This is a genomic window from Nocardia sp. CA-119907 (assembly GCF_050955995.1).
GTDB lineage: Bacteria > Actinomycetota > Actinomycetes > Mycobacteriales > Mycobacteriaceae > Nocardia.
Map to the genome: position 1 here is coordinate 9,545,842 of NZ_CP192091.1, position 26,616 is coordinate 9,572,457.

The 26,616-nt window shown below is 66.2% G+C and carries 23 protein-coding genes; 13 read left to right on the top strand and 10 right to left on the bottom strand.

Annotation, left to right across the window (positions count from 1 at the left end; all coding sequences use genetic code 11):
• Positions 1-216: 216 nt before the first annotated feature.
• Positions 217-1,191 carry an NAD(P)H-dependent flavin oxidoreductase gene (locus ACQP2D_RS42900; protein WP_433681588.1) on the top strand — a complete coding sequence of 325 codons (975 nt, stop codon included), beginning with the start codon at positions 217-219 and terminating at the stop codon, positions 1,189-1,191.
• A gap of 48 nt (positions 1,192-1,239) precedes the next feature.
• On the opposite strand, the gene ACQP2D_RS42905 is transcribed toward ACQP2D_RS42900, so the two are convergent.
• Positions 1,240-2,193, bottom strand: coding sequence for an MBL fold metallo-hydrolase (locus ACQP2D_RS42905; RefSeq protein ID WP_433681589.1), 954 nt, complete (start codon positions 2,191-2,193; stop codon positions 1,240-1,242).
• Between the two features lie 190 nt (positions 2,194-2,383).
• Here ACQP2D_RS42905 and ACQP2D_RS42910 point away from each other — a divergent pair, with 190 nt between their 5' ends.
• From ACQP2D_RS42910 to ACQP2D_RS42930, 5 genes are all read left to right on the top strand, one after another.
• On the top strand, positions 2,384-2,653 hold the full coding sequence (locus ACQP2D_RS42910) for an acyl carrier protein (RefSeq protein ID WP_433681590.1): 270 nt from the start codon (positions 2,384-2,386) through the stop codon (positions 2,651-2,653).
• Positions 2,650-8,709 (top strand): SDR family NAD(P)-dependent oxidoreductase, encoded by a 6,060-nt coding sequence (locus ACQP2D_RS42915; protein WP_433681591.1) that lies wholly within the window; start codon positions 2,650-2,652, stop codon positions 8,707-8,709. The genes ACQP2D_RS42910 and ACQP2D_RS42915 overlap by 4 nt, the downstream gene beginning before the upstream one ends.
• Before the next feature lie 136 nt (positions 8,710-8,845).
• A complete protein-coding gene (locus ACQP2D_RS42920) occupies positions 8,846-10,570 on the top strand; it encodes a fatty acyl-AMP ligase (RefSeq protein WP_433681592.1) in 1,725 nt (574 codons plus the stop codon).
• A gap of 30 nt (positions 10,571-10,600) precedes the next feature.
• Entirely contained in the window at positions 10,601-10,993 is a 393-nt protein-coding gene (locus tag ACQP2D_RS42925) for a hypothetical protein (RefSeq protein WP_433681593.1), read from the top strand.
• Positions 10,990-12,126 (top strand): cation:proton antiporter, encoded by a 1,137-nt coding sequence (locus ACQP2D_RS42930; protein ID WP_433681594.1) that lies wholly within the window; start codon positions 10,990-10,992, stop codon positions 12,124-12,126. The genes ACQP2D_RS42925 and ACQP2D_RS42930 overlap by 4 nt, the downstream gene beginning before the upstream one ends.
• Before the next feature lie 90 nt (positions 12,127-12,216).
• Here ACQP2D_RS42930 and ACQP2D_RS42935 read toward each other — a convergent pair whose 3' ends face one another.
• The 3 genes from ACQP2D_RS42935 to ACQP2D_RS42945 all read right to left on the bottom strand — a co-directional run bounded on the left by ACQP2D_RS42935 (position 12,217) and on the right by ACQP2D_RS42945 (position 13,959).
• The gene (locus tag ACQP2D_RS42935) at positions 12,217-12,624 is read right to left on the bottom strand and encodes an RNA-binding S4 domain-containing protein (RefSeq protein WP_433681595.1); all 408 of its coding nucleotides are present in this window, start codon (positions 12,622-12,624) and stop codon (positions 12,217-12,219) included.
• Between the two features lie 2 nt (positions 12,625-12,626).
• The gene (locus ACQP2D_RS42940) at positions 12,627-13,232 is read right to left on the bottom strand and encodes a C40 family peptidase (RefSeq protein ID WP_433681596.1); all 606 of its coding nucleotides are present in this window, start codon (positions 13,230-13,232) and stop codon (positions 12,627-12,629) included.
• 457 nt (positions 13,233-13,689) lie between these two features.
• Positions 13,690-13,959, bottom strand: a complete 270-nt coding sequence (locus ACQP2D_RS42945; protein WP_433681597.1) for a hypothetical protein — start codon at positions 13,957-13,959, stop codon at positions 13,690-13,692.
• Positions 13,960-14,163: 204 nt separating this feature from the next.
• Between ACQP2D_RS42945 and ACQP2D_RS42950 the strand changes: the two genes are divergently transcribed.
• Positions 14,164-15,345, top strand: a complete 1,182-nt coding sequence (locus tag ACQP2D_RS42950; RefSeq protein ID WP_433681598.1) for an AAA family ATPase — start codon at positions 14,164-14,166, stop codon at positions 15,343-15,345.
• A gap of 9 nt (positions 15,346-15,354) precedes the next feature.
• Here the strand turns inward: ACQP2D_RS42950 and ACQP2D_RS42955 are convergent, their stop codons facing one another.
• The 4 genes from ACQP2D_RS42955 to ACQP2D_RS42970 form a co-directional block, all read right to left on the bottom strand.
• A complete protein-coding gene (locus ACQP2D_RS42955; RefSeq protein WP_433681599.1) occupies positions 15,355-15,792 on the bottom strand; it encodes a peptidoglycan-binding domain-containing protein in 438 nt (145 codons plus the stop codon).
• Positions 15,793-16,036: 244 nt separating this feature from the next.
• Positions 16,037-16,462 carry a peptidoglycan-binding domain-containing protein gene (locus tag ACQP2D_RS42960; protein ID WP_433681600.1) on the bottom strand — a complete coding sequence of 142 codons (426 nt, stop codon included), beginning with the start codon at positions 16,460-16,462 and terminating at the stop codon, positions 16,037-16,039.
• 91 nt (positions 16,463-16,553) lie between these two features.
• Positions 16,554-17,690 (bottom strand): BTAD domain-containing putative transcriptional regulator, encoded by a 1,137-nt coding sequence (locus ACQP2D_RS42965; protein ID WP_433681601.1) that lies wholly within the window; start codon positions 17,688-17,690, stop codon positions 16,554-16,556.
• The gene (locus ACQP2D_RS42970; protein ID WP_433681602.1) at positions 17,687-19,015 is read right to left on the bottom strand and encodes a protein kinase domain-containing protein; all 1,329 of its coding nucleotides are present in this window, start codon (positions 19,013-19,015) and stop codon (positions 17,687-17,689) included. The genes ACQP2D_RS42965 and ACQP2D_RS42970 overlap by 4 nt, the downstream gene beginning before the upstream one ends.
• A 292-nt stretch (positions 19,016-19,307) precedes the next feature.
• Here ACQP2D_RS42970 and ACQP2D_RS42975 point away from each other — a divergent pair, with 292 nt between their 5' ends.
• Entirely contained in the window at positions 19,308-21,263 is a 1,956-nt protein-coding gene (locus tag ACQP2D_RS42975; RefSeq protein WP_433681603.1) for an acyl-CoA dehydrogenase family protein, read from the top strand.
• A 167-nt stretch (positions 21,264-21,430) separates the two neighbouring features.
• Here the strand turns inward: ACQP2D_RS42975 and ACQP2D_RS42980 are convergent, their stop codons facing one another.
• Entirely contained in the window at positions 21,431-21,865 is a 435-nt protein-coding gene (locus ACQP2D_RS42980; protein ID WP_433681604.1) for an ester cyclase, read from the bottom strand.
• A 951-nt stretch (positions 21,866-22,816) separates the two neighbouring features.
• Here ACQP2D_RS42980 and ACQP2D_RS42985 point away from each other — a divergent pair.
• Positions 22,817-23,065: a WXG100 family type VII secretion target gene (locus ACQP2D_RS42985; RefSeq protein WP_433681605.1), complete on the top strand. Its 249-nt coding sequence runs from the start codon at positions 22,817-22,819 to the stop codon at positions 23,063-23,065.
• Between the two features lie 32 nt (positions 23,066-23,097).
• Positions 23,098-23,826, top strand: coding sequence for a HEAT repeat domain-containing protein (locus ACQP2D_RS42990; protein ID WP_433681606.1), 729 nt, complete (start codon positions 23,098-23,100; stop codon positions 23,824-23,826).
• A gap of 137 nt (positions 23,827-23,963) precedes the next feature.
• Here ACQP2D_RS42990 and ACQP2D_RS42995 read toward each other — a convergent pair whose 3' ends face one another.
• On the bottom strand, positions 23,964-24,440 hold the full coding sequence (locus ACQP2D_RS42995) for a DUF4254 domain-containing protein (RefSeq protein WP_433681607.1): 477 nt from the start codon (positions 24,438-24,440) through the stop codon (positions 23,964-23,966).
• A 323-nt stretch (positions 24,441-24,763) separates the two neighbouring features.
• On the opposite strand from ACQP2D_RS42995, the gene ACQP2D_RS43000 reads away from it, so the two are divergent.
• From ACQP2D_RS43000 to ACQP2D_RS43010, 3 genes are all read left to right on the top strand, one after another.
• Positions 24,764-25,645: a helix-turn-helix domain-containing protein gene (locus ACQP2D_RS43000; RefSeq protein ID WP_433681608.1), complete on the top strand. Its 882-nt coding sequence runs from the start codon at positions 24,764-24,766 to the stop codon at positions 25,643-25,645.
• Positions 25,642-25,860, top strand: a complete 219-nt coding sequence (locus tag ACQP2D_RS43005; protein ID WP_433681609.1) for a DUF397 domain-containing protein — start codon at positions 25,642-25,644, stop codon at positions 25,858-25,860. Before ACQP2D_RS43000 ends, ACQP2D_RS43005 begins: the two co-directional genes overlap by 4 nt.
• A gap of 158 nt (positions 25,861-26,018) precedes the next feature.
• The gene (locus tag ACQP2D_RS43010; RefSeq protein WP_433681610.1) at positions 26,019-26,609 is read left to right on the top strand and encodes a DUF3558 domain-containing protein; all 591 of its coding nucleotides are present in this window, start codon (positions 26,019-26,021) and stop codon (positions 26,607-26,609) included.
• Positions 26,610-26,616: the final 7 nt, after the last annotated feature.

The window sequence follows — 26,616 nt, forward strand, 5'->3', positions numbered from 1 at the left end:
GTTAATTCTCTCAGCGCAAGGTTTGTGGGCAAAAATCCCACTCAAGCTGGGATTATGTCGACTATTGCAGCAATCCTCCTTGCAACCAGAGGGCGTCCACCCCGCATGACAATGCGAATCCTGGCTTACTTACGAGTTGAACAACGGACGATTCTCGTGTCACCATCACTGCGTAAGGGCGGACTGGCGCGCCCCGCGACGCAGAGGAGAAGCGCAGTGCTTCGTACCAGGTTCACCGAGATGTTCGGCGTCGAACACCCGATCGTGCAGGGCGGCATGATGCATGTCGGCCGGGCCGGACTCGTCGCGGCCGTTGCCAATGCGGGCGGCCTCGGCTTCCTCACCGCGCTGACCCAGCCCACCCCTGATGACCTGCGCAAGGAAATCGCGCGCACCAGGGAGCTGACCGATAAGCCGTTCGGCGTCAATGTCACGATCCTGCCGTCGATCAACCCGCCGCCGTACGCCGAGTACGTGCAGGCGATCATCGACAGCGGCATCAAGATCGTCGAAACCGCGGGCAGCAATCCGGAGCCCTTCCTGCCGTACTACCGGGAGGCCGGAATCAAGGTGCTGCACAAGTGCACCAGCGTGCGGCATGCGTTGAAGGCGCAGAAGATCGGCGTGGACGGCGTGAGCATCGACGGCTTCGAATGCGCGGGACATCCGGGTGAGGACGATATTCCCGGCCTGATCCTGATTCCGGCCGCCGCGCGGGTCCTCGATATTCCGATGATCGCCTCCGGCGGCATCGCCGATGCCCGCGGTCTGGTTGCCGCACTCGCCCTCGGTGCCGATGGCGTCAATATGGGCACCCGCTTCCTGTGCACCCAGGAGTCGGCGATCGATCAGAAGGTCAAGGAGCAGATCGTCGCCAATTCCGAACTCGACACCCAGCTGATCTTCCGGACCATGCGTAATACCGCGCGCGTCGCGGATAACGAGATCAGCCGCAAGGTCGTCGAAATCGAGAAGGCCGGTGGCACTTTCGACGATGTCCGAGATCTGGTCGCGGGCGCGCGCGGACGCCGCGTCTTCGACGAGGGCGATCTCGACGCGGGCATCTGGTCCGCGGGACTGGCCCAGGGCTTGATCCACGACATTCCGACCTGCGCGGAACTCATCGACCGGATGGTTTCCGAAGCGGCGGAACTGATCACCGCCCGACTCGCCGAAACGGTCGTCGCCTAGCGGCTATTCAGCCGTCGCAGTCCATCGAGGGGTGACCGCGACCATCGGCTAACGTGCCGCCAGCGCTTCGACCGCCGCGTAGTCATGGGCCGCGACGATCTCGATACCGTCGGGTAGGGCGTGCAGCCGGTGGATAGTGGTGAACGCCGCATCCCGGTCGGCGTCGAACAGCTGGCCGGGCATGGGGGCCTTCTCGCGGATCAGCTCCACCTGCATCCGGTGCCACACCGCATCGCCCGCGAGCAGTACCCGGGTGCCGTCGTCCACCGCGAGCAGTACGCCGATGCTGCCCGGCGTATGTCCGGTGAGGTCGACGAGCAGCACCGAACCGTCGCCGAAAAGGTCGAGGCTGCGCGGGAAGGTGAGCACCGGCGGACCGTCGAGTTCGAAGGTGTCGAAGGTGCGCCCGCGCAGCGGTCCCGGGGCCACGCCCACCGGCGCATGCGGGCCGTCGAGCGCCCATGCGCGTTCGACGGCGGGCAGTCGAATGGTCACCGAATCCGGCAGTTCCAGCAGACCGGAGATGTGATCCCAGTGCAGGTGGGTCGGGAGCACGAAATCGATGGCGTCGACGGCGATATCGCGGGCGGCGAGGGCGTCGGAGAGGCCGAGCACCGGCTTGTCCGGGGCCACCAGCAGCGGAATCGGAAACGGCAGCTCCGGCACGACGCGAGCGTGCACATCCGAGCACAGGGCGGGGTCGACCAGGAATCGCGCCTTCGGATGCTCGACCAGATACGCGGCCATGGTCATGGGCAGTTCGCGCAGGCTGCGCACACCCTCGGCGACGATCGTGGTCGGCGCGGCCATCCGGGCCTGCATCAGCACGGTGAGTCCGACGGTCGCCTTCGTCTGCGGCAGCGGCACCGGATCGAGTCCGGCCAGCAGCGCGGCATCGGGACGACGTGGGCGCAGCAACCGTCCCGGGGTGGCCGCCAGTGCCGCGCAGCAGCGCAGCACGGTGGGCAGGGTCGGCGTCCGCTCGGTTCCTGATTCGGGCACGGTGTCACCGTAAGCGATCACGCCGGTTGGCGAAAGAACCGGGCAGCCAGGGCTATTCCGGACAAATGCGGACGATTCAGCCGCCTGTCATGGTCGTCGCAGAGGCCTTGCTCACGTCGATTTCTACGGCATAATCGCAGTGGGTACGGCGCGGGGGCACCAGCCCTCGGGGCAAGGGGTAGGAGGACGGATGGGGCTTGGTCTTCCGCACGGGCACACTGTTGTCCCGCGGCGCACGGCGCTGTTGACCGCTGCCGTCGACGCCATCGCCGACCTACTGGATGTCGACGCCGCCGCGGTGTCCACCAGTGCGCCATTCAGCGATCTCGGCCTCAGCTCGCTCCAACTGGCCAGGCTGACGGCGCATCTGGAAGATGCCATGGGAGTCGAGGTTCCGCTCACCGCCCTATACGACCATCCGGACATCGAGCAGCTTGTCGAGCATCTCGCGATGCGATGACTACCCCGCCCACAGATCAGAAAGGCCAGCCCGCTTCCGTCCAGCCCTATCCACCGGTATCGATCGTGGGAATCGGCTGCCGGGTGCCCGGCGCGGCCGGGGTGACCGAATTCTGGCGCATGCTGCTGGCGGGCCTGGATGCCACCGGCGCACCACCGCCCGGTCGGCTGGGCACTCGCCGTGCCGGATACCTCCCGGATATCGACGCGTTCGATAACGACTGGTTCGCCATCTCCGGCCGAGAGGCCGCGCTGATGGATCCGCAGCAGCGGCTGGCGCTCGAGGTCGCGGTCGAGGCCATCGACGATGCCGGAATCGGCTACCGCACCAGGGGTTCCGGGGCCGCGGTGGTATTCGGCGCCTGCGCCTACGATCACGGCATCGCGGTGCTCGGCCGGGGCGGGCATGATGCGCCGTACGCCGTGACCGGATCGGCGCTCAGCATTATCGCCAACCGGCTCTCCTATGTCCTCGACCTGCACGGACCGAGTCTGGTGGTGGACAGCGCATGCTCGTCTTCACTGGCGGCGGTGGATCTCGCGATGCGTCTGCTGGCCGATGACGCGGTACCCTTCGCGATCGTCGGCGGGGTGCAGCTGACGCTGCTGCCGCACACCTCCGAGTACCTGGCCGACAGCGGATTCCTCGCGCCGGACGGGCGCAGTAAGCCATTCGATGCATCGGCGGACGGATATGCCCGCAGTGACGGTTGCACCGTGGTGGTGCTGCGGCGCACCGCCGATGCGTTGCGGGACGGGCACCGGGTGTATGCGGAAATCCTCGGCGCGGCGGTTGGGTCGGACGGGCGATCCAATGGTCTGTACGCGCCGAATGGTCGCGCCCAGCAGGACACCATTCGGGCCGCATGGGCCAGGGCGGGACTCGAACCGCGCGATAGCGGATACTTCGAATGCCACGGCACCGGAACGCCTTTGGGTGATGCGGTGGAGGTCGGCGCGCTCGCGGCCGTGGCCGGGGACGACACCGCCCCGACCTGGATCGGCTCGATCAAATCCAATATCGGCCATCTGGAGGCGGCGGCCGGTGTCACCGGAATGGTCAAGGCGGCGCTGTCCATCCGGCACGGTGTGATCGCTCCGACCATCAACTTCCACACCGAGAATCCGCTATTGCGGCTCGCCGAGCACGGTCTGCGGGTGCCGACCGAGCCGATCGACTGGACCGCGACGCCGGTGGGTGCGCGGTACGCCGGGGTCAGCTCATTCGGATTCGGCGGGACGAACGCGCATGTGGTGTTGCGCGGGATCGAATCCGAGCGGCATCGGGAATATGAAACGCCCGTGTTGATTCCGGTGACCGGCCGCGATGTCGCGGAACTGCGGGCGCGGGCGCAGCAGTGGGCCGAGTTGCTCGACGGCGCCGACGCGAGCCCTGGCGCGGACCCGGATGCCGGTGCTGTCGAGACGGGGCGCAGCGGTACCGACACGCTTCGGCAATTCACCTCTGCCACATCCCGATTGATACCCGAACTCGCTCGCGCCGCGATTCTGGCCCACGATCGCAGCGACGCGGTGACGCAGTTGCGCGCACTCGCGGACGGCGACTCCGGTGCGGGAGTGATCGGCACGAGTTCGGTGCGGCGACGGGGCCGGATTCTGTTCCTGTTCTCCGGGCAGGGCGGTCAGCACACCAGGATGGGGCGGGCACTGGCGGCTCGCTATCCGGTATTCGCCGAGGCCGTGACCGCCGCCGCGGACGCGATCGTCGCGGCGGGCGGAGCACGGGTGTGGACGCCGCGCAATGGATTCGCGCTCGGCGGTGCGGCCGCGAACACTGGCCCCAGCGCCACGGAACTCGTCCAACCGGCGATCTTCGCATTTCAGGTGGCACTGGCCGAACTGCTCGCCGCATGGGGCGTCGAGGCGGATGCGGTGGTCGGGCACAGTCTCGGTGAGGTCGCGGGTGCGGCGGTGAGCGGTGCGCTATCGCTCGCGGACGCGGCCCGAGTCGCGGTGCAGCGCAGCCGGATTCTGGCGCGGCTCGATGGACACGGCGCCATGGCGCTGCTGGAGGCGACACCGGATGAGGCGGCGCGGCTGGTGGAACCGCTGCACGCGACGGTGGGGATCGCGGCGATCAACGGCCCGCGTTCGGTGGTGATCTCCGGTGCGCCGCGCTATATCGACGCGCTGATACGGCGGGCCGGGCGGCGAAAGATGTTCGCGCAGCGGATCGCCGTCGACTTCGCCGCACACAGTCCACAGGTCGGCGCACTACTTCCGGAATTCGTCGACGCGCTCGGCGAAATCACCGCGCGGGTGCCATCCGTGCCGGTCTACTCCACGGCCCGTCGAGGTGAAACCATCACCACGGCCGCGATGGATGCCGATTACTGGGCCGAAAATGCCTCGGGGACCGTTGAACTGGCCGTGGCACTGGAACAAGCCGCTCAGGACGGTTTCACATCGGTACTGGAGATCGGCCCACATCCCGTGCTGATACCCGCGATTCGGGAATACCCCGATTTCGCCGACGCGGCCCATGCGGTCACCAACCGCGACGACGAGGCCGCAACCTTCCTGACCTGCCTCGCCCAGCTCTACCTCGAAGGCCGACAGGTGAACTGGGCCGCGAACGGACCATTCACGGCGGCGCCAACACCGAGGCAGTGGGTCAAACGCCAGTTCCCGCTGGTCACCACACTCGATGCCGGGATTGCCGGATACCAGGGCACCGCGACTCGTCCCGGTGTAAGAGGCGGCACCTCTACCCGCACCGGTACCAACCACAGCACCGCTAACACCCCCGGCATCAACGACCGCACGACCTCCAACCGCGATATCGACGGCGGCACTACCTCCAGTCGCGATATCGACGGCGGCACTACCTCCAGCGGCCATATCGACGACCGCACCACTTCTGGCGCCGGTCCCGACTACAGCACCGCTACAGACCCTGGTGGCAACACCGGCACGACATACGGCCGCGATACCAACAGCGACACGACATTCGGCCCGGCTGCCCACCACCGCACCGTTATCGACTCCAGTAGCAACAGCGACACCGCCAGCGGCCGCGGTATCAACGGCGGCGCAACATTCCGCCCCGATACCGACCACCACACCGCTACAGACCCCGGTGGCAACACCGGCACGACATACGGCCGCGATACCAACAGCAGCACGACATTCCGCCTCGATACCGACCACCGCACCTTTAGCAACTCCGATAGCGACAGCGGCGCCGCCAGCGGCCGCGGTATCAACAGCGACACGACATTCGGCCTCGCTGCCCTTCACCGCACCGCTAACGACCCCGGTGGCAACACCGGCATCGCCAGCGGCCACGGTGTCAACGACGACATAGCTTCGGGTGCTGTCAACGACGACACCACTGACCAGCGTCTCGACAAGCGCACCACTTCCACCGTCGGCGTCAACGGCAGCACCACTGCGGGTCCCGCCGTCAGGCACGGCACCGCTACGGATACCGGCCGGCGCACCGTCGGCGACTCGGGCACCGCTGGTGTCCATATCACGGGCAGACGAGATTTTGATGCGAGCGCATCCGACGTCGTCCTCGCCGAATCCGAGTTCCCCGCCGATGATCTCGACGATCACGTGGTGCGGGGCGTACCGACGGTCCCGGCGGTCTTCTGGCTGCGCAGGTTGCTCGAGCTGGCTCGGGCGGAGCACATATCGACCGCGATCACTGATTTCGTGGTGCGCGAGCGGAGCGATCTGGCGGCGCTGTCGGCGGTCGCCTACCGGAAAACCGGTGGTGGAAAGCTACAGGCGGAGGTCACAGGCGCCGGGACGCTGGCTTCGGCACGGCTGGCCGGTGACCCCACACCCGGGGATATCGTCGCATGGATGCGGGTGGTCGACGCAAATCGGGCCGCGCGCAGAAGGATGCGAACGCTCGCGCCCGCCGCTTTCTACGATTCATTGCGCGCGCATCATCTCGAATACGGTCCCGGCTTCCGTACGCTGCGCGAAATCGAGACCGGGCCCGATTGTGCGGTGGGCTCGTTCGCCGCCGCAGCCCCGCACGATGCCGCATCACCCCACCGATCGGCGATCCTGGACGGCTGTCTGCACCTGCTGGCCGCCGCAGGCCACGATCACCTGCCCGACGATGCCGTTCCATTGCCGATCGGCATCGAATCCGCCTGGCTTTCCGCCGAACCGGAGCTGGTGCTGCTGGAAGCCCACGCCTTCGTGCGCGATCGATCGGCCCATGGACTGACCGGTGACATTATCGGCACCGATCAGCACGGGGTCCCGGTGCTCGCACTGTCGGGTGTGCAGATCCGTTTCGCGACCTTGCCCCCGCGGCCCGAATCGACTACCCACGTCGGCCCACTCCGCCACGAAACGTGGACGCCGTTCGAGATTCACCATTCCTCCGATGGCAACGGTGACCGAATCCAGCGCCACCCTGACCCGCAGCGCGCCCTGGTGATCGGCGAATCCCCGCTCGCGGTCCGGCTGGCCAGGGCACTCGACCGCACCGTGCCCACCGAACGGATCGCCCGCGAACCGGATGCCGCCGGTCCGATCGTCTCCGCCGTCCTCGCCGCCCGCACCGGCGCCGCCCGCACCGCGGTGATCGTTGTCTGGCCCGCCGGCTTCGGCGCGACCCACGAGTTCGACCGTGACGGACACGCGAACACCATCGTGACCACCACCGCGCGGGTGCTCGATCTGCTGCAACGCGTCCGATCCGAAGACGCCACCGCATCTGTGACGATCGTGCTCCCCCGCGACGGCTCCGCCCACCGCACAACATCGTCGGCTGACCGCCAGCTCGGGTCGACACCACCGGGCACCCTGCCCATGGCCGTAGCCGGTCTGGTTCGCTCGATGCAGCTCGAATCGGGTCGCGAGGTGCGGCTGATATGGACCGATGCGGCGGAGAGCGCAGTGCCCAGCCTGTGCGACCTCATCGTCCACGCGGCCACGGCACCGTCCACCGCGCCTGCGCTTCCCGATGAACTCCGCATCACCGATGGTGCTATCGCCACACGCCGTTTCGTACCCGCCCGCCCCGGGTCGGCCACCCCGATATCCATCGACCCCAACGGGACCTACGTGGTCACCGGTGGCCTGGGTGCGCTCGGCTCGGTCGTGGTGCGCTGGCTGCTCGATGCCGGTGCCCACGATGTGGTGGTACTCACCCGCGCGCCCCGCCCGGTGCCCGCGCTCTTGGACGGACTCGAGGACCGAATCGTCGTGGTGCGCTGCGACGCCGCCGACCGGAGCGATCTCGCCAACGCCCTCGATGATGTCCGGGAATGCGGATCCACCATCCGTGGCGTCATCCACGCCGCGGGAGCGCTCGAGGATGCCACCTTCGAGGCCGTCACCGCCGGTCAGCTCGCCCGCATGTTCGCGCCGAAAGCGATCGCCGCTGGCAACCTCATCGAACTCACCGCCAGCGATCCGACCGACTTCGTACTGCTGTTCTCCTCGGCCACCGGCGCATTCGGCGCGCCGGGTCAGGCCGCGTATGCCAGCGCCAATGCGGCGATGGACGCACTCGCCCGCGCATATCCCGGCCGACGCGTGCTGAGCATCGGATGGGGAATCTGGGATTCGGGACTCGCCGAAGCCGCGGGTGGCGCGGCACATTTGCGCCGCGCCGGGATCTCGGCGTTCGATATTCCGCGCGGCACCGAATTGTTCGCTCAGACAATGTATTACAACCAGCAGTACCTGCTCGCAGTCGATTACACACCGACCACGGATCCGGGTCCGGTCGCCACCCGACTGCGCAACCTGCTGACCGATCGGCCGACAACCCCGGCACAGCCGAATCCAGCACCCCCGCAACATCCGGCCGAACCGCTCATCACGACCATCCGCACCGTGCTGGCCGCCACTCTCGACCTGACGGCCGAACATCTCGACCCCGAAGCAGATTTCAACGAATTGGGCCTGAGTTCCCTGCTCGGCATCCAGATGCGCCGCCACCTCGAATCGCGGCTCGATATCCGGATCTCCACCGCCGAACTGTTCCAACACCCCACCATCACCGCGCTCAGTATCATGCTGGGCGAACGCATCGCCGCGAAATCCGCTGAACTGCCATGACTTCGCCACACACCACCGCACCCCGCAACGCACTCGCCGCCCGAACCGGCCGAAACCGAACCGTTCCAACACCCACCATCACCGCGCTCAGCGCCGTGCCGGCCGAGCGCATCACCGCGAAATCCGCTGAACTGCCATGACTTCGCCACACACCACCGCACCCCGCAACGCACTCGCCGCCCGAATCGCCGAATGGGCAGGGACAAAACCCGACAGCGCCGCCTATACCGAGTTGCGCTATCACGGACAGCACTGCGAGCCGGTCACGCTGACCTACCGACAACTGCACGCCGCGGCGGGTGCACTGGCTCAGAGCCTCAGGACAACCAGCGATCCCGGCGACCGAGTGGCAATCCTGTGTGCCCACGGAATCGACTATGTCCTCGCCTTTCTCGCTTGTCTCTACTGCAATCGCATTGCCGTACCGCTGTTTCCACCCAGCTCGGGCCGAAATCGGTCCCGGCTCGACGGGGTACTCGCCGATGCCCGCCCGGCACTCGGCCTGATCTCGGCGACCGACACCACTACTGGCGATATCTTCGGCCCGGCACTGGGCCGAGTCCTGGAGGTCGAGCCGGATGTCACCGCATCGGCCGACCCGATTGTCGATGCCATCCGAGCGGATCCGGCCTACCTGCAGTACACCTCCGGATCGACCAAGGCCCCGGCCGGAGTCGAGGTGACGCACGCGAATCTCGCCGCGGCACTGGACCAATTGTGGACGGCGGTGCCCGCGGTACGCACCAAACCGATCGTCTCCTGGCTGCCGTTCTTCCACGATATGGGTCTGGTGCTGGCCCTTTCGCTACCGCTCTACGCGGGCGTACCCGGCGTGACAATGGCGCCAGCCGAATTCGTCAAGCGCCCCATCCGCTGGCTGCGCGCGCTCAGCGACTACCGCGCCGGTACCACCGGCGGCCCGAATTTCGGCCTGGCCCTCGCGGTCTCGGCGACCACCGCCGCCGAACGCGCTGACCTGGACCTATCCGGTCTCGACGCACTGATCAACGGCGCGGAACCGATCCGCGCCGATGTGCTGACCGCCTTCACCGAAACCTTCGCCGCCCATGGCTTCCGGCATCACGCCCACACTCCGGGATTCGGTCTGGCCGAGGCCACGCTTCCGGTCACCATCTGCGGTGCGCTCGATGAGCCCGTCTCGCACCGCTTCGATCGGGTGGCCCTGGCGCAGGGCATCGCGCGCACCGCGCGCACCGGTGTCCCGCTCGTGGGCTGCGGCATTCCCGCTGGCCAACAGGTCGCGGTGGTCGAGCCGAGCGAGCGCATCGAGGTGGCGACGGGCACGGTCGGCGAGATCTGGGTTCGCGGCCCCAATGTCTGCGCCGGGTACTACCACAATCCGGACGCGACCGCGGCGAGTTTCGGTGCCACGCTATCCGGTGGCCGCGAATCCTGGCTGCGCACCGGCGATCTGGGCTTCTGGTACGAGGGCCAACTCTATATCGCGGGCCGACTCAAGGATCTGATCGTCATCGACGGCCGCAACCACTATCCGGCCGATATCGAGACCACCGTGACCGACTGTGCGCCCGAGGTGCGGGCCGGGCATGTGACCGCGTTCGGGCACGATGACGGTCGCCGCGAGGATCTGGTGGTGGTCGCCGAACTCAGCGATCCCGCGGCCGGATCACTGGAGGTGGCCGCACTGGCCCGCCGGATCCGCAATGCCATCGCGACCGCGCACGAGGTGACACCCGGCGACATCGTCCTGGTGCAACCGGGCCGGATCCCCAAGACCTCCAGCGGCAAACTGCGCCGCGGCGAATGCCGGGCGCTCTACGGCGCCGGCCACCTGACCCGGCCCGAGCACCGCGGAGACACCCCGCCGATGTCCCCCTGATCGGGCACACCGAGCGCGATGATGAGCGCCATGGCGACCGAAATCCTCCCCGTGACATGGAAAGACCAGCCCGATGAGCACGACTATCCGGCAGCCGCCGACTATCTGGAACTGCTCGCCGAACCGGATGTCGTCGATGCGGTGGTCACGGATCTGCGCGCCGCCCCGATCGTGCACAAGAAGGCCAAGGACATCCTGCGGGCGGCCGGACTAGAGCTGCTCGCGCCCGAAAATCCGTATGTCCGTCGCGATCTCATCAAGATCAACAACCGCAAATCGCTCTCACCGATTCTGTTGGTCCGCGGCGACCTCCGCACCGAGGTCCCCCTGGTGATCGCCGACGGCTATCACCGTGTCTGCGCGGTCCACTGGGCCGATGAGAATATCGCCATTCCGGCGAAGATCGCCGCCATGCCGCGATGACCTTCTCCACCCTCGCCCTGGTCATCACGCTCGGACTGTGCGGCCCGCTGCTCGCGCTGCGGCAGGCCTGGCATATACCGGTGATCCTCGGCGAACTGTCCGCTGGCATCGTCTTCGGCAGCACCGGATTCGGCATTCTGCACGCCACCGACCCGCTGTTCACCTTTCTCGCCGATATGGGTTTCGCGCTGGTCATGTTCGTGGCGGGCACCCATGTTCCGGTGCGTGATCCGGCCGTCCGTTCCGCACTCGGCAGCGGCACGATCCGGGCGGTGCTGGTCGGATTGCTCGCCACCGCAGCCGGTTTCGGCATTGCCCGCTGGTTCGATACCGGACACGGCGCGGTCTACGCGGTGCTGATGGCGTCCTCATCGGCGGCGCTGGTGCTGCCCATTACCGATTCGCTCGGCCTGCGGGGGAAGCCCGTGCTGGCCCTGACCGCCCAGGTCGCGATCGCCGATACCGCCTGCGTGGTGGCGCTGCCGCTGGTGATCGATCCCGGCAACGCGGGTCGCGCGGCACTCGGCGCCATCGCGGTCGCGGTGGCCGCCACCGTACTGTTCCTGGTGCTGCGCCACCTGGAACTGTCGGGTACGCGGCGGCGGGTGCATCGGTTGTCCGAGGATCGCGCGTTCGCATTGGAGCTGCGGGTCAGCCTGGCGGTGCTGTTCGCCCTGTGCGCGTTGGCAACCCGAACCCACGTGTCGATCATGCTCGCCGGATTCGCCGCCGGATTGGCTGTCGCCGGGATCGGCGAGCCGCGCCGGGTCGCCCGCCAGCTCTTCGCCATCAATGACGGCTTCCTCGGTCCGCTGTTCTTCGTCTGGCTGGGCGCCCGGCTCAATCTGCGCGAATTCGGCGACCACCCCCGGCTCATCGCGCTCGGTCTCGTACTCGGCGGCGGTGCGGTACTGGTGCACCTCACGACCCGCGTGGCAGGACAGCCGATCGCCTTCGGCACGCTGGCCGCGGCGCAGGTCGGCGTCCCGGTCGCCGCCGTCACGGTCGGCTCGCAGCTGCACGTGCTGGTGCCGGGCGAGGCATCGGCCATGATGCTCGGCGCACTGTGCACCATTGCGGCGGCGGCACTGGCGGCCAGCCGAATCGCGGCCGCGAGCACCCGCGCAAAGTAGGGTCGGATATCGGCTCGTCCAGGCGACAACCGATTTCGAGCCCTGGACAACAGCCTCTTGATCAGGGCGCCATGAAAATTCGGATGAGGCTCAGTCCTCGGTGCGGCCCAGCAGACGGTCGGTCTCGCGGCGCTCCCGTTTGGTCGGTCGACCCGACCCACGATCGCGGCGCGGCATGGTCGCCAGAATCTCCCGGGACGGCGGCGGCGGACTGCGATCGATCAAGCACTGTGCGGCGATCGGCGGGCCGACGCGCTTGACGACGATGCGCTCCACAATGACGATGCGCTCGATACCGCCGGCGCGAATCCGCACCTCATCACCCGGGCGAACATGCTGGGCCGGTTTGGCCGCAACGCCGTTCACCCGGACATGTCCACCGCGACAGGCCTCCGCAGCGGCGGACCTGGTCTTGAAAAGACGCACCGCCCACGTCCACGAGTCCACACGGGCTTGTGTCGGGGCGGTGTTCTTGGTAGCCGGTTGGGCGGGTGCCACCCTTAGACCATACGGCGTGCCGTCACAACCATGTCGGGGCGCAGCGGGGTGTAGGACACCGGCTCGCCGGACTGGACCGCGTTGAGCAGCTTGCCGTCGCCCGCGTACAGGCCGACGTGGCCGCCGCCGTTGGTCACGACGATATCGCCGGGCTGCAGGTTCTCGAACGCGACCGGCGCACCGACGTGCGACTGTTCGAAGCTGGTGCGCGGCAGTTCGATTCCGGCCTGCTTGTAGGCCCACTGGACCAGGCCCGAGCAGTCGAAGTTGTACGGGCCCGAGGCACCCCAGGAGTACATGGCGCCGACCTTGGACTTGGCGGCGTCCAGCGCGATATCACTGGCGGTGTTGTGGTGGAACATCTGTGGCACACCCGGGGTGAAGAAGCCGGGGACGTTCGGCACGCCGGCCTCCGGGGTGGTCTGCGGCGCGGGCGCGGCGGGCATCGAGGCGAGCGCCTGTGTGAGCTGCTGCCCCAGATCCTGGGCCTGCTGTTCGAATTCCTGCGGAACCGGGACGTCGAAATCACCGATACCGGGGACATTGATGGTGGCTGCCATCGCGGGGATCGCGGGCATCGCACCGGTGGATGCGGCCACAGCGCCCATGACGAGCGCACCCTTGACTGAATTCGGGAGCCGCGATTCCCGCTGCAAGCTGTGTTTACCCACCGAGCCGTATCTCCGATCTTTCTGCTCTTCCGCCGACCGGGTCAGCTGTTGAGTTCGGACCGGCAGATCGGTCCCAACTCCCAGTTGAATCTCTGGGTCCCGGTACGACAGCCGGGATCATTGGTCCCGACAGCCGTTTTGGCGGTGACTCAGTGGCGCCGCTTCTCTGACGAACCGACAGACTCCACTAAGTCACGAAGAGATTACGACCCGGACGCGGTGTTGTCCAGCGCACAGCGCAGGTTGTTCTCGGATGATCGAAAAACCCCAGGACGAGCGGCCGCAATGGGAAAACTTCCGAATGGTCACAACTCGGTATCGGCGGCGCAGCACGAGTTATCGAATCGGGAGTGCCGACCGGATCCGATACCACGCCCATGGGATTCGCCGCCGACTACTCGTCGGCCCCGCCGCCCCGCTGCGCCAGCGCACGCTCGAGTTCATCGATGCGGCGCCGCGCATCGGCCAAGCCGACCTCGAGCTGGCCCAGCGCCATCACCAGCGGCCCGACCGCGAGATCGGCGACGAGTTGCGGATCGTCATAGCCACGCTCGATCGCGACCAGGATGTTGGAGCGGATGCGTCCGGCCACGGGGGCCCCGGCGGGCACGTTCCACGACTCGACCACCTCGGCGGTGGTCGCGGGAGTGGATTCCTCGGACATGCCCCTCCGTTCCATCTGCGCTGGACGGTTCACCGAACCGCAACCAGCGTAGAGATTTTCGTGGTGATAGCGATAGTGCAATGACTGCGTTGTGAGCGACTGCTTGCAAGTCCATTCAACACTGCGACAGGTTGCTAGCAATATCTAGGACACGCCGTATATACGGCCAGATTCGGCTGACGAGACGCGCTACGGTGTCTGGGCATGGACCCCGTGCGGAATCCGTATGCTCCCGGAGCCGGACAGCGCCCACCCGAATTGGCCGGGCGCGATAAGCAACTCAAGGCCTTCGACATCGTCCTGGAGCGGATCGCCCGCGGCAGGCCCGAGCGCAGCGTAATGCTCACCGGACTGCGCGGTGTCGGAAAGACCGTGCTGCTGAACCAACTTCGTTCCGCCGCCATCTCCCGCGGTTGGGGCACCGGCAAAATCGAGGCGCGACCGGATCAGGAACTGCGCCGTCCGCTGTCCTCGGCACTGCATATGGCCGTGCGTGCCATCGCCATGGCGCACCGCAATCAGGAGCGCGTCGACGACTTCCTCGGCATACTCAAGGCTTTCGCGCTGCGCTCCACCGCGGATAAGGGCATGCGGGAGCGCTGGCAGCCCGGTATCGATGTCCCGGCGGTGACCGGTCGCGCCGACTCCGGCGATATCGAGATCGATCTGATCGAACTGTTGAAGGAGGCGGCCGGACTGGCCAGCGATATCGGCGTCGGCATCGCGATCTTCATCGATGAGATGCAGGATCTGGGTCCGACCGATATCTCCGCGATCTGCGGCGCCTGTCACGAATTGAGCCAGGACGCCGCACCTTTGATCGTGGTCGGTGCCGGACTGCCGCACCTGCCCGCGGTGCTCTCGGCCTCGAAGAGCTATTCCGAGCGTCTGTTCAGCTACCACCGCATCGATCGGCTGGACCGCGAATCCGCCGACCTCGCCCTCATCGCACCCGCCGAGCGCGAGGAGGTGAAATTCACCGAGGCCGCCCTGGATGCCCTGTACCAGCGGGCCGATGGGTATCCGTACTTCGTACAGGCCTACGGCAAGGCCGCCTGGGATCAGGCGCCGGAGAGCCCGATCACGGCCGAGGATGTCGCGGTGGCGGCACCCAGCGCCGAAGAGGAGCTCGCCGTCGGATTCTTCGGTTCCCGATATGAACGCGCCACCCCCGCCGAACGCGAATATATGCGCGCCATGGCCGACTTGGCTGGCGATGACGGTCCCGTGCCGACCGCCGCGGTGGCCAATGAACTCGGCCGCAAACCCGCCTCGCTGTCACCGGCCCGCGACGGGTTGATCAAGAAGGGCCTGATCTATTCGGCCGAGCGCGGCACCATCGGGTTCACGGTGCCGCACTTCGGTCGCTATCTGCGCAGCGTGTAGCCGAAACACTCAGAACGGCAGGGGAAGCGGATACCGGTAGTCGCAGTTGCCCTCCGGCGACTTCCCCTGTGCTGTGCAGGCATTCTGCAGCGACCGCCAAGTGGCGGGACCGATCACTCCGTCGTCGTAAATGCCAACGGCCCGCTGGAAGTTCCGCACCGCGGCCTTGGTCTTCGGGCCGAACTTACCGTCGACATCGACCTGGCCGTTGCCATAGCTGAACGTGAGGAAGGCCTGAACCGCTGCGACGCACGGGCCCTGGTTGCGCACCCCCTCCTTCAATGTCGGTTTGGCCGCCAGACACTGGTTGATCGACGCGGGGTACTGGACCTCGGCATGCGCGGGTGCCGCGATGGCGGCGCTCCCGGCCACCGCGGCGACCCCGATGGCCGCCGCGGCAATCGCCCGGCGAATCCGCCGAACCCCGGAAAGCTGTGCTGCGTACATGATGTTCCTCGTGGTGGGTGAAGCTTCACCGCTGCTGGTGAGGCTGGTGGCGCCAAGGTAGGAAGCGCGACCAATAACGGACCAACGGAGAACTCACGGCGCAGCATTGGCACCAACAAAGGCGCGTGTGCCAGGTATTCGGCCCGACCACGCCGTCGGGCCGATCCCGGCCGAAAGCGGCACCAGCGGGTTCACGGCGCCGCACTTCGGTCGCTATCTGCGCAGCGGGTAGCCGAACGTTCGGTCAAGGCAACGGATTGGGCCACTTGTAGTCACAGTCGCCGCGCTGCGAGCAGCTGATGGCGATGTGACGCCAGGTGTCCGCCCCGACATAGCCGTCCGGCCTGATGCTGACCGACTCCTGGTATTTCACTACCGCCCCCTCGGTCTCCGGGCCGAATCTGCCGTCGACGTGGACAGCGCCGTTTCCGTAGTGGAACCGCAGGAACGACTGCAGCGCCGCGACGCACTGCGCCTGGTTCTTGACGCCGATGTATAGATCCGGCCGGAAGACCAGACATTCGTTCATGGATGAGGCGTAGGTGGTCGCGTTCGCTGGTATCTCCGTCGCGACGGTACCGCCGAGCACGGCAAGGCCGATGACGCCCGCGGCAACCAGGCGGCGAAACCGATGGTGGCCGGAAGAGCGTTGTGCTGTGGTGATGTTCATGATGTTCCTAGTCAGTTGCAGTGTGATCCCCGACACACCAGAAACTAGGAACCGGCGGCAATGATCCGCCAAGGAAACGCTCACGCCCGAATCAAGCCAGCGGACGCCGCACCTCGAGGGTCACCGAGCCGATCCGGATGCGGTCACCGTGCACCAGCGGGGCTCGCCCCCGAACGCGCCGATCGTTGACGTACACGCCATTGGCCGAATCACGATCCTCGATCAGGACCACCTCGCCGTCCACGACGACCTTGGCGTGACGACGGCTGGTCTTGGCATCCGCCAGCCGGATGTCGTTATCCGCGCTGCGGCCGATCGTCATACCCGCCCTGGTCACCTCGAACCGCCTGCCGTCCTCGACGTACAGCAAGATGTGGCCCAGCGTCTCCAGCAGCGTCGATCCATCGGAATCCACCGTGAGCCGCAAACGGATTCGCCGCGGGCTCGGCAGCGGCTCGTGCCGCAGGATGCGCTGCTCCAGCCCGGTCAACCGGTCACTGGGATCCATGCCCTGATCGCGCAATAGTCTGCGCACGGCCCGGCACGCCTCGAGCGCATCGCCGTCGCGCCCCGATTCGTACAGCGCGGTGATCAGCTGTACCCAAAGGGTTTCGCGCAGTGGATGTCGCGCGGTCAGCGCGCGCAGTTCCCCGATGACCTCGGCGGCCCGGCCAGCGGCGATCTCCAGATCCAGGCGCGCCTCGAGCGTGCGCTGGCGCTCCTCGTCCATATGCGCGGAGAACGCCTCGACGAAGGTGGACATCGGCAAACCATCCAGCGCCGCACCGCTCCATTCCCCGAGCGCTTGCAGGAAGTGCTCGGCCGCGCGCTCATGGTCACCGATGTCGAATGCGGCCATCGCCACGGTTCTGGCCCGCTCGAAGCGACCGAGATCGCAGTCCTCGTCCCGAATGTCCAAACAGTAGTTGCCGGAACTGTCGGTCTGCAGCATCGCGGTCGCCGCCACCTCGGCGCCTTGCAGTGCGGCCCGCAGTTCGGCGACGCGATTGTGCAGGTTCGCGCGAAAGCTGGGCGGTGGATCACCGTCCCAAATGGTGTTCGCCAACCGCGTCGGCGAGATCACATTGCGCCGGTTGACGACGAGCACCGCGAGCATTGCCCTGGTCAGCGGTCCGCCGACGGCAAGCGGTCGGCCCGAGACATACCAGCGGACCGGACCGAGGACGCGCACATCCACGGCGGGCGGCGTCGCGGCGCTGGTGGTCATGGTGCCGGGGCGCAGCGGCCGTCGAAGGCACCGTCGGCGACCCGGAATACCGGCCACTGTATGGCTTTCGCCCGCGTCTCCGGGCCGTAGATGCCGTCGGGCGAGGCACTGCGGTCGACCTGCAGATGCCGAATGGCGCGCTTCATCGGGGCGTCGTACATGGTCGTCTCGTCCAGCTGGATGCCGTGGCACATGTTCAGTGCCTGCCGCAGGGCCGTCACCGAATCGCCACGATCGCCCTCGTTGAGCGCACAGCGGGGATCGTCGTGATCGGCTGCCGCGCTGGGCAATTCGATATAGAAGTCGGTGCCGATCGGGACTCGCACCCGCCAATAGCACCGCAGCATCCCCGTCGGCACACTGCTCGCCTTCGGCACAGTCATCGGTGCCGCGCCATCGGATGGATGGGGAATCAGCCAGACAGCGGTCGTCACCACGACCACCAGTGCGGCGGCGATCGCACCGAGTACGGCGATACGGCCGCGCGGAGCACGAACCAGACCGAACAAACCCCACCGGCGCGGCCACCGCTCGGTATCGCTCAGCGCCAGCTCCACCGCGCGCGCGAACTCCGCACAGGTCTGATAGCGCCGCCGCGGATCCGCCGCCATGGCGCGGGCGATCACCTCGTCCAGCGCCGGTGGGATATCCGGCCGGACCCGGGTGAGCTGCGGATTGTCCCGTACGGTTCGGGTCCCCTCGGGCGCCGGGGCGTGGCCGTTCGGATTCGATCCGGTGAGCAGCGCCAACAGGGTCGCACCCAGCGAATAGATATCCGCCCGGCGATCCACCGCACGCCCGGCCAGCACCTCCGGTGCCGCGAAGGCGGGAGTACATGCGCGCCAACCGGTTTCGGTGACGGTGGCGGCCTCCTCGATGGTGCGCGCCAACCCGAAATCCGCGACCAGCACGCGCTCACCCTCGGCACCATCGGCGACCAGGATGTTCGACGGTTTGACATCGCGGTGCAGCAGATCCTGCTCATGCGCGTGATGCAGACCCTTGGCGGCCTCGCAGACTATGCGGGCCGCCCGGTTCGGCTCCAATCCGGCCGGTTCCTTGCGCATGAGTTCACCCGCGTCGGTGCCGTCCACGTACTGCATCGCCATCCACAGGACCTCGCCCTCCTCACCCCGGTTGTAGACCGAGACGACATTGGGATGGTCCAGGCGGCACACCAGATCGGCCTCACGCCGGAAGATGCTCCGGTAACGATGATTCGCGCCGAGGTTTTCGGCGAGCACCTTCAGCGCCACCTGTCGCGGCAGCGCCGGATCCTCGGCCAGATAGACCGCGCCCATGCCGCCGGATCCGAGGGGCCGCACAATCGAATACCCCGCGAATACCTGCCCAGGCCGTAATAACATCCCTGCCCTCCAAGGGAATACGCGCCACGTCGTCGCCGTCGCCCGGGCGCATTTCAGCAACTACCCCACATTCCGAGCCCGGTGTCAAGACAACCTGCCCGTCGGGCGCACGGCCAGCGTTAGCGGCCCATTTGCCTCTCTATCAAGATCATTAGAGATTGATAGATAACGCTCTCCCTCAACATCTACCGGCCGGTAACAAACCCTCCTACACTCTTATGTGATCCTGATCACGTCCGAGGAGGACATCATGGCGACTACCGCAAAAGTCGACGCCACCGAAGAACAGGCCCGCGCACTGGTCGAGGAATCCCGCGAAACCAGTTGGGCCAAACCATCGTTCGCCAAGGAGATGTTTCTCGGCCGGTTCCGGCTCGATCTGATCCACCCGTACCCCGAGCCGAGCGCCGAGGACGCGGCACGCACCGAGGCCTATCTGGCCCGGCTGCGGCCGTTCTGCGAATCACTGGACGGCAGCGTCATCGAGGCGGAATCCAAGATTCCGGATGAGTACGTCAAGGGCCTGGCCGAACTCGGCTGCTTCGGCCTGAAGATCCCGACGGAGTACGGCGGCCAAGGGCTGTCGCAGGTCGGCTATAACCGAGCGCTGATGCTCGTCGGCTCCGCGCACCCCAGCCTCGGCGTATTGCTGTCGGCGCACCAGTCGATCGGCGTGCCCGAACCGCTGAAGCTGGCGGGGACCCCGGAGCAGAAGGCCGAATTCCTGCCCCGCTGCGCCGCGGGCGCGGTCAGCGCGTTCCTGCTCACCGAGCCCGATGTCGGCTCCGACCCGGCCCGGATGGCCAGCATCGCCACCCCGACCGAGGACGGCGAGGCCTACGAGATCAATGGCGTGAAGCTGTGGACCACCAATGGCGTGGTCGCCGAACTGCTGGTGGTGATGGCTCGGATACCCAAGAGCGAGGGGCACCGCGGCGGCATCTCGGCCTTCATCGTCGAGGCCGATTCGCCCGGCATCACCGTGGAGCGCCGCAATTCGTTCATGGGCCTGCGCGGTATCGAGAACGGCGTGACCCGCCTGCACAACGTCCGGGTCCCCAAGCGCAATCTCGTCGGCCGCGAGGGCGACGGCCTGAAAATCGCGCTGACCACGTTGAACGCCGGACGACTCGCCATACCGGCGCTGTGCACGGCGGCCTCGAAGTGGTCGCTCAAGATCGCCAGGCAGTGGTGCACGCAGCGGGTGCAGTGGGGTCGTCCGGTCGGCGAGCACGCCGCGGTCGGGGAGAAGGTCTCCTTCATCGCCGCCACCACCTATGCACTCGAGGCGGCACTCGACCTGTCGGCCACCATGTGCGACGAGGGCCGCAACGATATCCGCATCGAGGCGGCGCTGGCCAAGCTCTGGGCCAGTGAGATGAGCTGCCAGATCGCCGACGAACTGGTACAGATCCGCGGCGGACGCGGCTATGAGACGGCGGCCTCGCTGCGGGCCCGCGGCGAGCGCGCCGTCGGGGCCGAGCAGTTGGTCCGGGATCTGCGGATCAACCGCATCTTCGAGGGCTCCAGCGAGATCATGCGCTTGCTGGTAGCCAGGGAGATGGCCGATGCCCACATGGCCGCCGCCGGTGCGCTGGTCGACCGGAACGCCGAGTTGAAGGACAAGGCCAAGGCCGCGGTCGGCGCGGGTGGGTTCTATGCCAAGTGGTTCCCGCAGTTGGCGGTCGGTGCGGGCACGGTACCGGCGAGCTACGCCGAATTCGGACCGCTGGCCAGGCATCTGCGCTTCGTCGAGCGCAGCTCCCGCAAACAGGCCAGGTCGTTGATGTATGCGATGGCGCGCTGGCAGGCGGGTCTGGAGTACCGGCAGAACTTCCTCGGTCGCATTGTCGATATCGCCGCCGAACTGTTCGCGATCTCGGCCGCCTGCGTGCGGGCGCAGGCAGCGCGGACCGCGGGCGCGCCGGAGGCCAAGGCCGCCGAAGAGCTCGCCGACACCTTCAGCAGGCAGTCCCGGATTCGGGTGAAGAAGCTGTTCGACGCGCTGTGGGATAACACCGACGACGACGATCGCACCCTCACCCGCGGCGTCCTCGACGGCCGCTACCAGTGGCTGGAGGACGGCGTCTTCGATCCGAGCGAGGGCACCGGACCGTGGATCGCGGAATGGCAGATGGGTCCGTCGACAGAGACGAACCTGCTGCGACCGTTCCTGCCGTCGACCCGCAGTCACGTGGGGACCTAGGCCGGAATCGGTACGAGCCGTCACCCCCGTGGCAGGGGTGACGGCTCGTAGCATGCGCATGATCGCTCACTCCAAGGTCGGTCCCTCCGAAACTCCGGACCGAAACCGTGTGCGCATATCCCGCCCGTGTTCCTCAACAAGGACACGGTGCGCATCCACGTTGCGAGTCAGGTGGTTGCGGAGTGCGCCGATGGGACGACGCCGAGTTGCTGCATCATCCCGAGCGTGTCCCAACACACCCAGGATTCGACTGCCTTGCCGTCCTGGAACCGACTGATTGTGATCCCCTGAACGACCACTGGTTTGCCGGTCGCGGACATGCCCATCATCTCGCCGTCGTTGGTGCCTGTTGCCGTCCATCGGGTAGTGACGAAGTCGCCTTCGGCGATCTGTTCGTTGACCAAGAACCGTTGATCCGAGAACGCGGCGAGATACATCCGCGCGAGCCGTTTGAAGCCGTCCGGGCCATGGACATCGGCGAACGGGTTCTGTGGATCGTGGTCGATGAAGTCGGCCGCGATCACTTCGTCGAACACATCGAGATCTCGCGCATTCCATGCGTCGAAGACGCGCTTAGCCGCGGCCTTGTTCTGTTCTGACATGGCTCTCCTATCGATTGATGGCGCCGAACTGCGCGGTGCGGTCGTAGTCGCTACCGGCAGCATTCGCGGTGCCCGGCGCTGAGTGTGCTGCGGAGCGCGGCCGCGCTCCCATCAGTGGATCCAGCCGCCGCGCCCCAGTATGTGGACGCTGTCTTCACGGCAGATGCCCACCCGAATGCCATCAGCAGACATTCAGCTACCTGCCGATCACAAGCCCTGAAGCCGGTGTATCGCAATCATTGTGCGCCTCTTTCGTACGCGAGGTAAGGGGGCAACAGAGACTGCTACAGCCCTATCCCCAGCCCGCACGACGCCTAACTGCAGGTTTATAGCTCGACAAGTCGCTTCGAGGCCGACCATGAGGACCCTCGGACGAAAATGCCATGGATGGTGTCGGCGGGGATTCGCACACGAACCAGGCAACACCCAGAAATAACGGCTAATCTGTAGTTAATCTGCGCTTTCGCCACCACACGCCAGTTCCCACATAGTGGGCGGCAGCGCCGCTCACGCACACTTTCGACACGGTCACACAACGACCCTCCGCAAGACACGCCGAGTTGAAAATCGGAAGCTCTGCGCGAGCCCTCGGCCTTGCGAACGCGTGATCGACACCCGCTCACTGTGGAGCCGCAAACCGCCGCATCGGGAAGGCTTACGGGGGCAACGATTGGGTCGGGGATCGTTCGTCGCGTCCGGATTCGACGTGGCCTCGGGCCGGGTCAGGGCTGCCGGGGAGGCGGCGGCCGGTGGTGAGGTCGGTGGTCAGGTCTTCGTAGTGCGATGGCTAGTTCGGCTAGGCGCTCCCCAGGCGTCGGCGATGGCGTAGTCGGAGGGACCGCGGGACTCCGCCCCAGGCCCATCCCAGTAGACCTCGGCGCGCCGCTCGCGCTGCGCCGCTCCCGCTAATGCGGGTGCCGTGTCGGGCTCCAGCCTCGACCTGCCAGCCCTGTGACCAATCCGTTCAGCGTCGACTTGGACGAACTCGAGCAGATCATTGCCCGGCTGTCCGGGTTGGCCGCCTATATCGCCGATCACCTCGATGAGATCGACACGCGGATCGCTACCCTGCGCGGCACGGGGTGGGAAGGCATTGCCGCACAGGCATATTCGGAGGCCCATCAGCAGTGGATCTCGGGAGCACGGGAAGGATGTGAGTACAAGTGGACGGCGCAGGTTCCCCGCTCAATTCGGCGCTGACATCGGGAAATCCTGGGGAGCAGGTCCGTGCGATGATCGAATTGATCAAGCGCGGCGACGGTCGAGCCGTCGAGGACATCCTGCCGCTCGTCGAGTCGCGCGATGTCGCTGTGCGTAGTGAAGCAGCGCGTGCGATTGGATTTCTGGGGATGGCGCAGGTTTCGGTTGTCGGGCCGGTGTTGTTACGCATGCTGTCGGATTACGACGAGATGGTTCGCAACGAAGCGGCGGAGTCGCTTGGCCTCGTTCGGTACGGTCCCGCGGTCGACGTCCTTGTGGACCTGCTGCGCGCCGACCCGTCGTGGATAGTGCGCGCTTCCATTGCCGAGGCGTTGGGGAACTACCCGGGCCACGGTACCGCGGAGTTGGTCGAATGCGTGCGGGATCTTGATGAGTATGGGGCCGTGCGGCGGTACGCGATCGACTCTCTGGGCCGTACAGGTGAGCTCACCCGTGCCGAAATGTCCACTCTAGCTGAGGAATTCGGCCAGGATGAAGAGATCGGACCGCAAGTTCGAATCGCCGCATATCGGATGGGCGATCAATCACAGCTAGCGGAGATTACCCGCGAGGCGGCTCATCTGGATGAGGAGGATTCGTCCCGCTTACTCAACGACATCGAATATCTGTTGCGCCCGCCCGTACCACCGACGTTGTTGGAGGACTCCGCACGCATCGGGACAATCCTCGACGTGATCGCGATGCGCTGGCCCCTGTACTCACGGCACGTCAGGAAAATCCGCGACAACCTGCCGACATAACGGGAGCTCACGCACACCTTCAACACGGTCACATACCGACACTCCGCACGACACACCTGAGTCGACAATCAGAACCTCTGCGCGAGCCTGGATTTGGTGCGGCCGGTTGAGCTCTCCGTCCGCAACGGGGTGCGGTTTCAGGGGCCGCCGGGGAGGCGGCGGCGGCCGGTGGTTAGGTCGGTTGTCAGGTCTTCGTAACCGATTGCCAGTTCGGCCAGACGCTCCCAGGCGTTGCCGAGCGCGTGGTCGGAGGGGCTGGTGAGGGCGATGTAGGCGGCGGCGGTGTAGGCGGCTAGGCGGTCGATTACGGTGCCGAGGGTTTCGGTGTGTACCGCGGCGGAGCCGTGGGCGGGGGGTAGGTCGGCGTGGATCCAGTGATTGATTTCGCGGACCAAATGTGTTCTGCGGGTGTCGATTTCGGTGTTCTGGCAGCCGTGGTCGGACGCGCATTGTGGCGCGAGTCCGTTGTGGGCGGTGGGCGATGGGTGGGTGCGGCGGCGTTCGTGCAGGCAGGTGAGTTCATAGGCCGCACGCAGCAGTGGGTGCGTGGTGTGTTCGACGCCGCGGCAGGCGCGCAGCATCTCCCCTTTGGTCGGTAGCGGTTCGATCAGCACGACCGTCCTCGGTGCGCGCAGCGCCGAATCGTTTCGGCTGCTGTGTGGTTCATGGATGCCTCGGTTCATATCGGTGAATTCCGGTGCGCCCGGACGAATTTCCGGATAGCGGCGATCCGTTGTGGTCCAATAGGTTTCTCAGTTTCCTACGGCTTCCCCGGCCGGGCGCGGCAACAGCAGAGCACGCGACAGGCGGAGGAGTCAGCGTCTTCATGGGGCTTTTCAGCGATTCGCACCGAAGTGCGAGGACGAAATCCGTTCGCGTGGACCACAACCATCCACGGACGAATCTCTTCAGATCCGAGACCGAAGGGCAGGGGGCCATGTCGGAAACAGGAAGCACAGTGCCGCGACGGCAGCTGGGACGGCACCTCCGAGACCTGCGCTTGCAGGCCGGAATGACCATGCCGGAGGCCGCGCGGCTGATCGAACGCGGCACGACGACGCTACAGCGATTGGAGACGGGACAGACGCACAAGATACGGCTGCTTGACATTCGAGAGCTGTGCAGTGTGTACAGCGCCGACGATGTCGTCACCGCCGGGCTGCTCGGGCTGGCGCAGGAGGCGTCGGGGAAGTGCTGGTGGCATGAGTACGGGAAGTTGATTCCGGAGGATTTCAATGTTTACGTGGGATTGGAGGCGGGAGCGCGCAGGTTGACTTCGTATGCGCCGGATGTGGTGCTGGGGTTATTGCAAGCGCCCGATTACACGCGTGAATTGCTGCGCTTGGGCTTCCCCGACGCTTCGAGTGCAGAGATCGATCGCCGGGTGGAGCTGAAACAGCGACGACGGCGGATACTCACCCGCAAACGTCAGCCAACTGAAATGAATGCCGTACTTCTGGAGTGCGCGCTGCGCAGGGTGGTTGGAAGTCGCAAGGTCATGGCAGCACAGCTGCGGCACCTCGCCGACATGTCAACACTGCCGAACATCACACTTCAGGTGCTGCCGTTCTCGGCTGGTATCCCCATGGGTGACCCGATAGGACTGTTCACCATCGTCGATTTCGGTGTCGACCGGCAAAGAGAGCCGATCGAGCCGTCGGTCGTCTATCTCGAAAACCTCACTGGTGACTTGTATCTGGAACAGGCGGCAGACGTCAGGCGCTACCATGTGGCTCATGAAGCCATCCGGCGCGGTGCGCTGGATGAGACGGCGAGCAGGAGTCTGCTTCGGCAGATCGCAAGGGAGTATGCCGCGTGATCGATAAGCATGACATCGACCTCTCCAGGGCTCGTTGGTTCAAGAGCACCCGCAGCTCAGCTGCAAAGGATTGCGTCGAGGTCGCCTTCCTGTCCAGTGACCTCATCGGAGTCCGGGACTCGAAGAACCCAGATGGCCCAGCACTGGTGTTCGGCGGCGACGCGTGGGACGCGTTCGCTGCCGCCGTCGCTGATGGGGAATTTCGCAGGTCGTAGGCGACGATTCGAGACCTCCCGCTTGTCCGATGCGGGAGGTCTCGATCTTGTTCGACCTGTCCTCTCATTGCTGGTCGCAAGCATCCGCCGGTAAGGTGCGGGACAGCGGGGGATGCGCATAGCCCCTTGGCACTAGGTGGTAGTGAAGGGGTTCGCCAATGACTGGTAAAGCGAAGCTGCTGCCCGCTGCGGCCATGGCCCTTGGCGCGGTGCTGCTGCTCGCCGGGTGCAACGGCGATTCGACGGAGGGCAAGCCGACCGCCGCCACCACAAGCGCCTCGAAGACAACCGCCGCTGCGACGACATCGGCCGACCCCGAAGCCGCGATCTGGGATCCATGCACCATCCCTGATTCCGCGATCTCTGCGCTCGGGTTGAACACTTCCACCAAGGAAAATAAGGTCGCGGGCGTCGACGCCACCGGCTGGAAGGTGTGCAGCTGGCAGTCCGAACCAAAGGCGTACACCCTTGGGGTCTTATCGTCGGACCATACTCTGGAGGAGAGCAAGCAGCGTACCGACTACACGGACTACACGTCCACAACAGTTGGCTCCCGTCGAGCGCTTCAGTATCGCAACGTTGGTAGTTCACATGACCTGGGATGCTGGCTCAGTGTTGAGGTGCCGCACGGGATTGTCGATTTCAGCGTGTTGAACCGATACGGCAAGACTGGAGCCAGTGCGGGTGAGCCGTGTGCTCAGGTGCGTCATCTCAGCGAAGCCTTGGCGCAGTATCTACCTGAACGCTGATGGAGGG

Bases quoted from the DNA above. Each gene is read 5' to 3' on its own strand.
- ACQP2D_RS43000 (WP_433681608.1), top strand. From the start codon at position 24,764: ATGTCGGAAACAGGAAGCACAGTGCCGCGACGGCAGCTGGGACGGCAC.
- ACQP2D_RS42975 (WP_433681603.1), top strand. From the start codon at position 19,308: ATGGCGACTACCGCAAAAGTCGACGCCACCGAAGAACAGGCCCGCGCA.
- ACQP2D_RS42950 (WP_433681598.1), top strand. From the start codon at position 14,164: ATGGACCCCGTGCGGAATCCGTATGCTCCCGGAGCCGGACAGCGCCCA.
- ACQP2D_RS42965 (WP_433681601.1), bottom strand. From the start codon at position 17,690: ATGACCACCAGCGCCGCGACGCCGCCCGCCGTGGATGTGCGCGTCCTC.
- ACQP2D_RS42955 (WP_433681599.1), bottom strand. From the start codon at position 15,792: ATGTACGCAGCACAGCTTTCCGGGGTTCGGCGGATTCGCCGGGCGATT.
- ACQP2D_RS42940 (WP_433681596.1), bottom strand. From the start codon at position 13,232: ATGGGCGCTGTGGCCGCATCCACCGGTGCGATGCCCGCGATCCCCGCG.
- ACQP2D_RS42930 (WP_433681594.1), top strand. From the start codon at position 10,990: ATGACCTTCTCCACCCTCGCCCTGGTCATCACGCTCGGACTGTGCGGC.
- ACQP2D_RS42915 (WP_433681591.1), top strand. From the start codon at position 2,650: ATGACTACCCCGCCCACAGATCAGAAAGGCCAGCCCGCTTCCGTCCAG.
- ACQP2D_RS43010 (WP_433681610.1), top strand. From the start codon at position 26,019: ATGACTGGTAAAGCGAAGCTGCTGCCCGCTGCGGCCATGGCCCTTGGC.
- ACQP2D_RS42980 (WP_433681604.1), bottom strand. From the start codon at position 21,865: ATGTCAGAACAGAACAAGGCCGCGGCTAAGCGCGTCTTCGACGCATGG.
- ACQP2D_RS42920 (WP_433681592.1), top strand. From the start codon at position 8,846: ATGACTTCGCCACACACCACCGCACCCCGCAACGCACTCGCCGCCCGA.
- ACQP2D_RS42960 (WP_433681600.1), bottom strand. From the start codon at position 16,462: ATGAACATCACCACAGCACAACGCTCTTCCGGCCACCATCGGTTTCGC.
- ACQP2D_RS42945 (WP_433681597.1), bottom strand. From the start codon at position 13,959: ATGTCCGAGGAATCCACTCCCGCGACCACCGCCGAGGTGGTCGAGTCG.
- ACQP2D_RS42990 (WP_433681606.1), top strand. From the start codon at position 23,098: ATGATCGAATTGATCAAGCGCGGCGACGGTCGAGCCGTCGAGGACATC.
- ACQP2D_RS42925 (WP_433681593.1), top strand. From the start codon at position 10,601: ATGGCGACCGAAATCCTCCCCGTGACATGGAAAGACCAGCCCGATGAG.
- ACQP2D_RS42910 (WP_433681590.1), top strand. From the start codon at position 2,384: ATGGGGCTTGGTCTTCCGCACGGGCACACTGTTGTCCCGCGGCGCACG.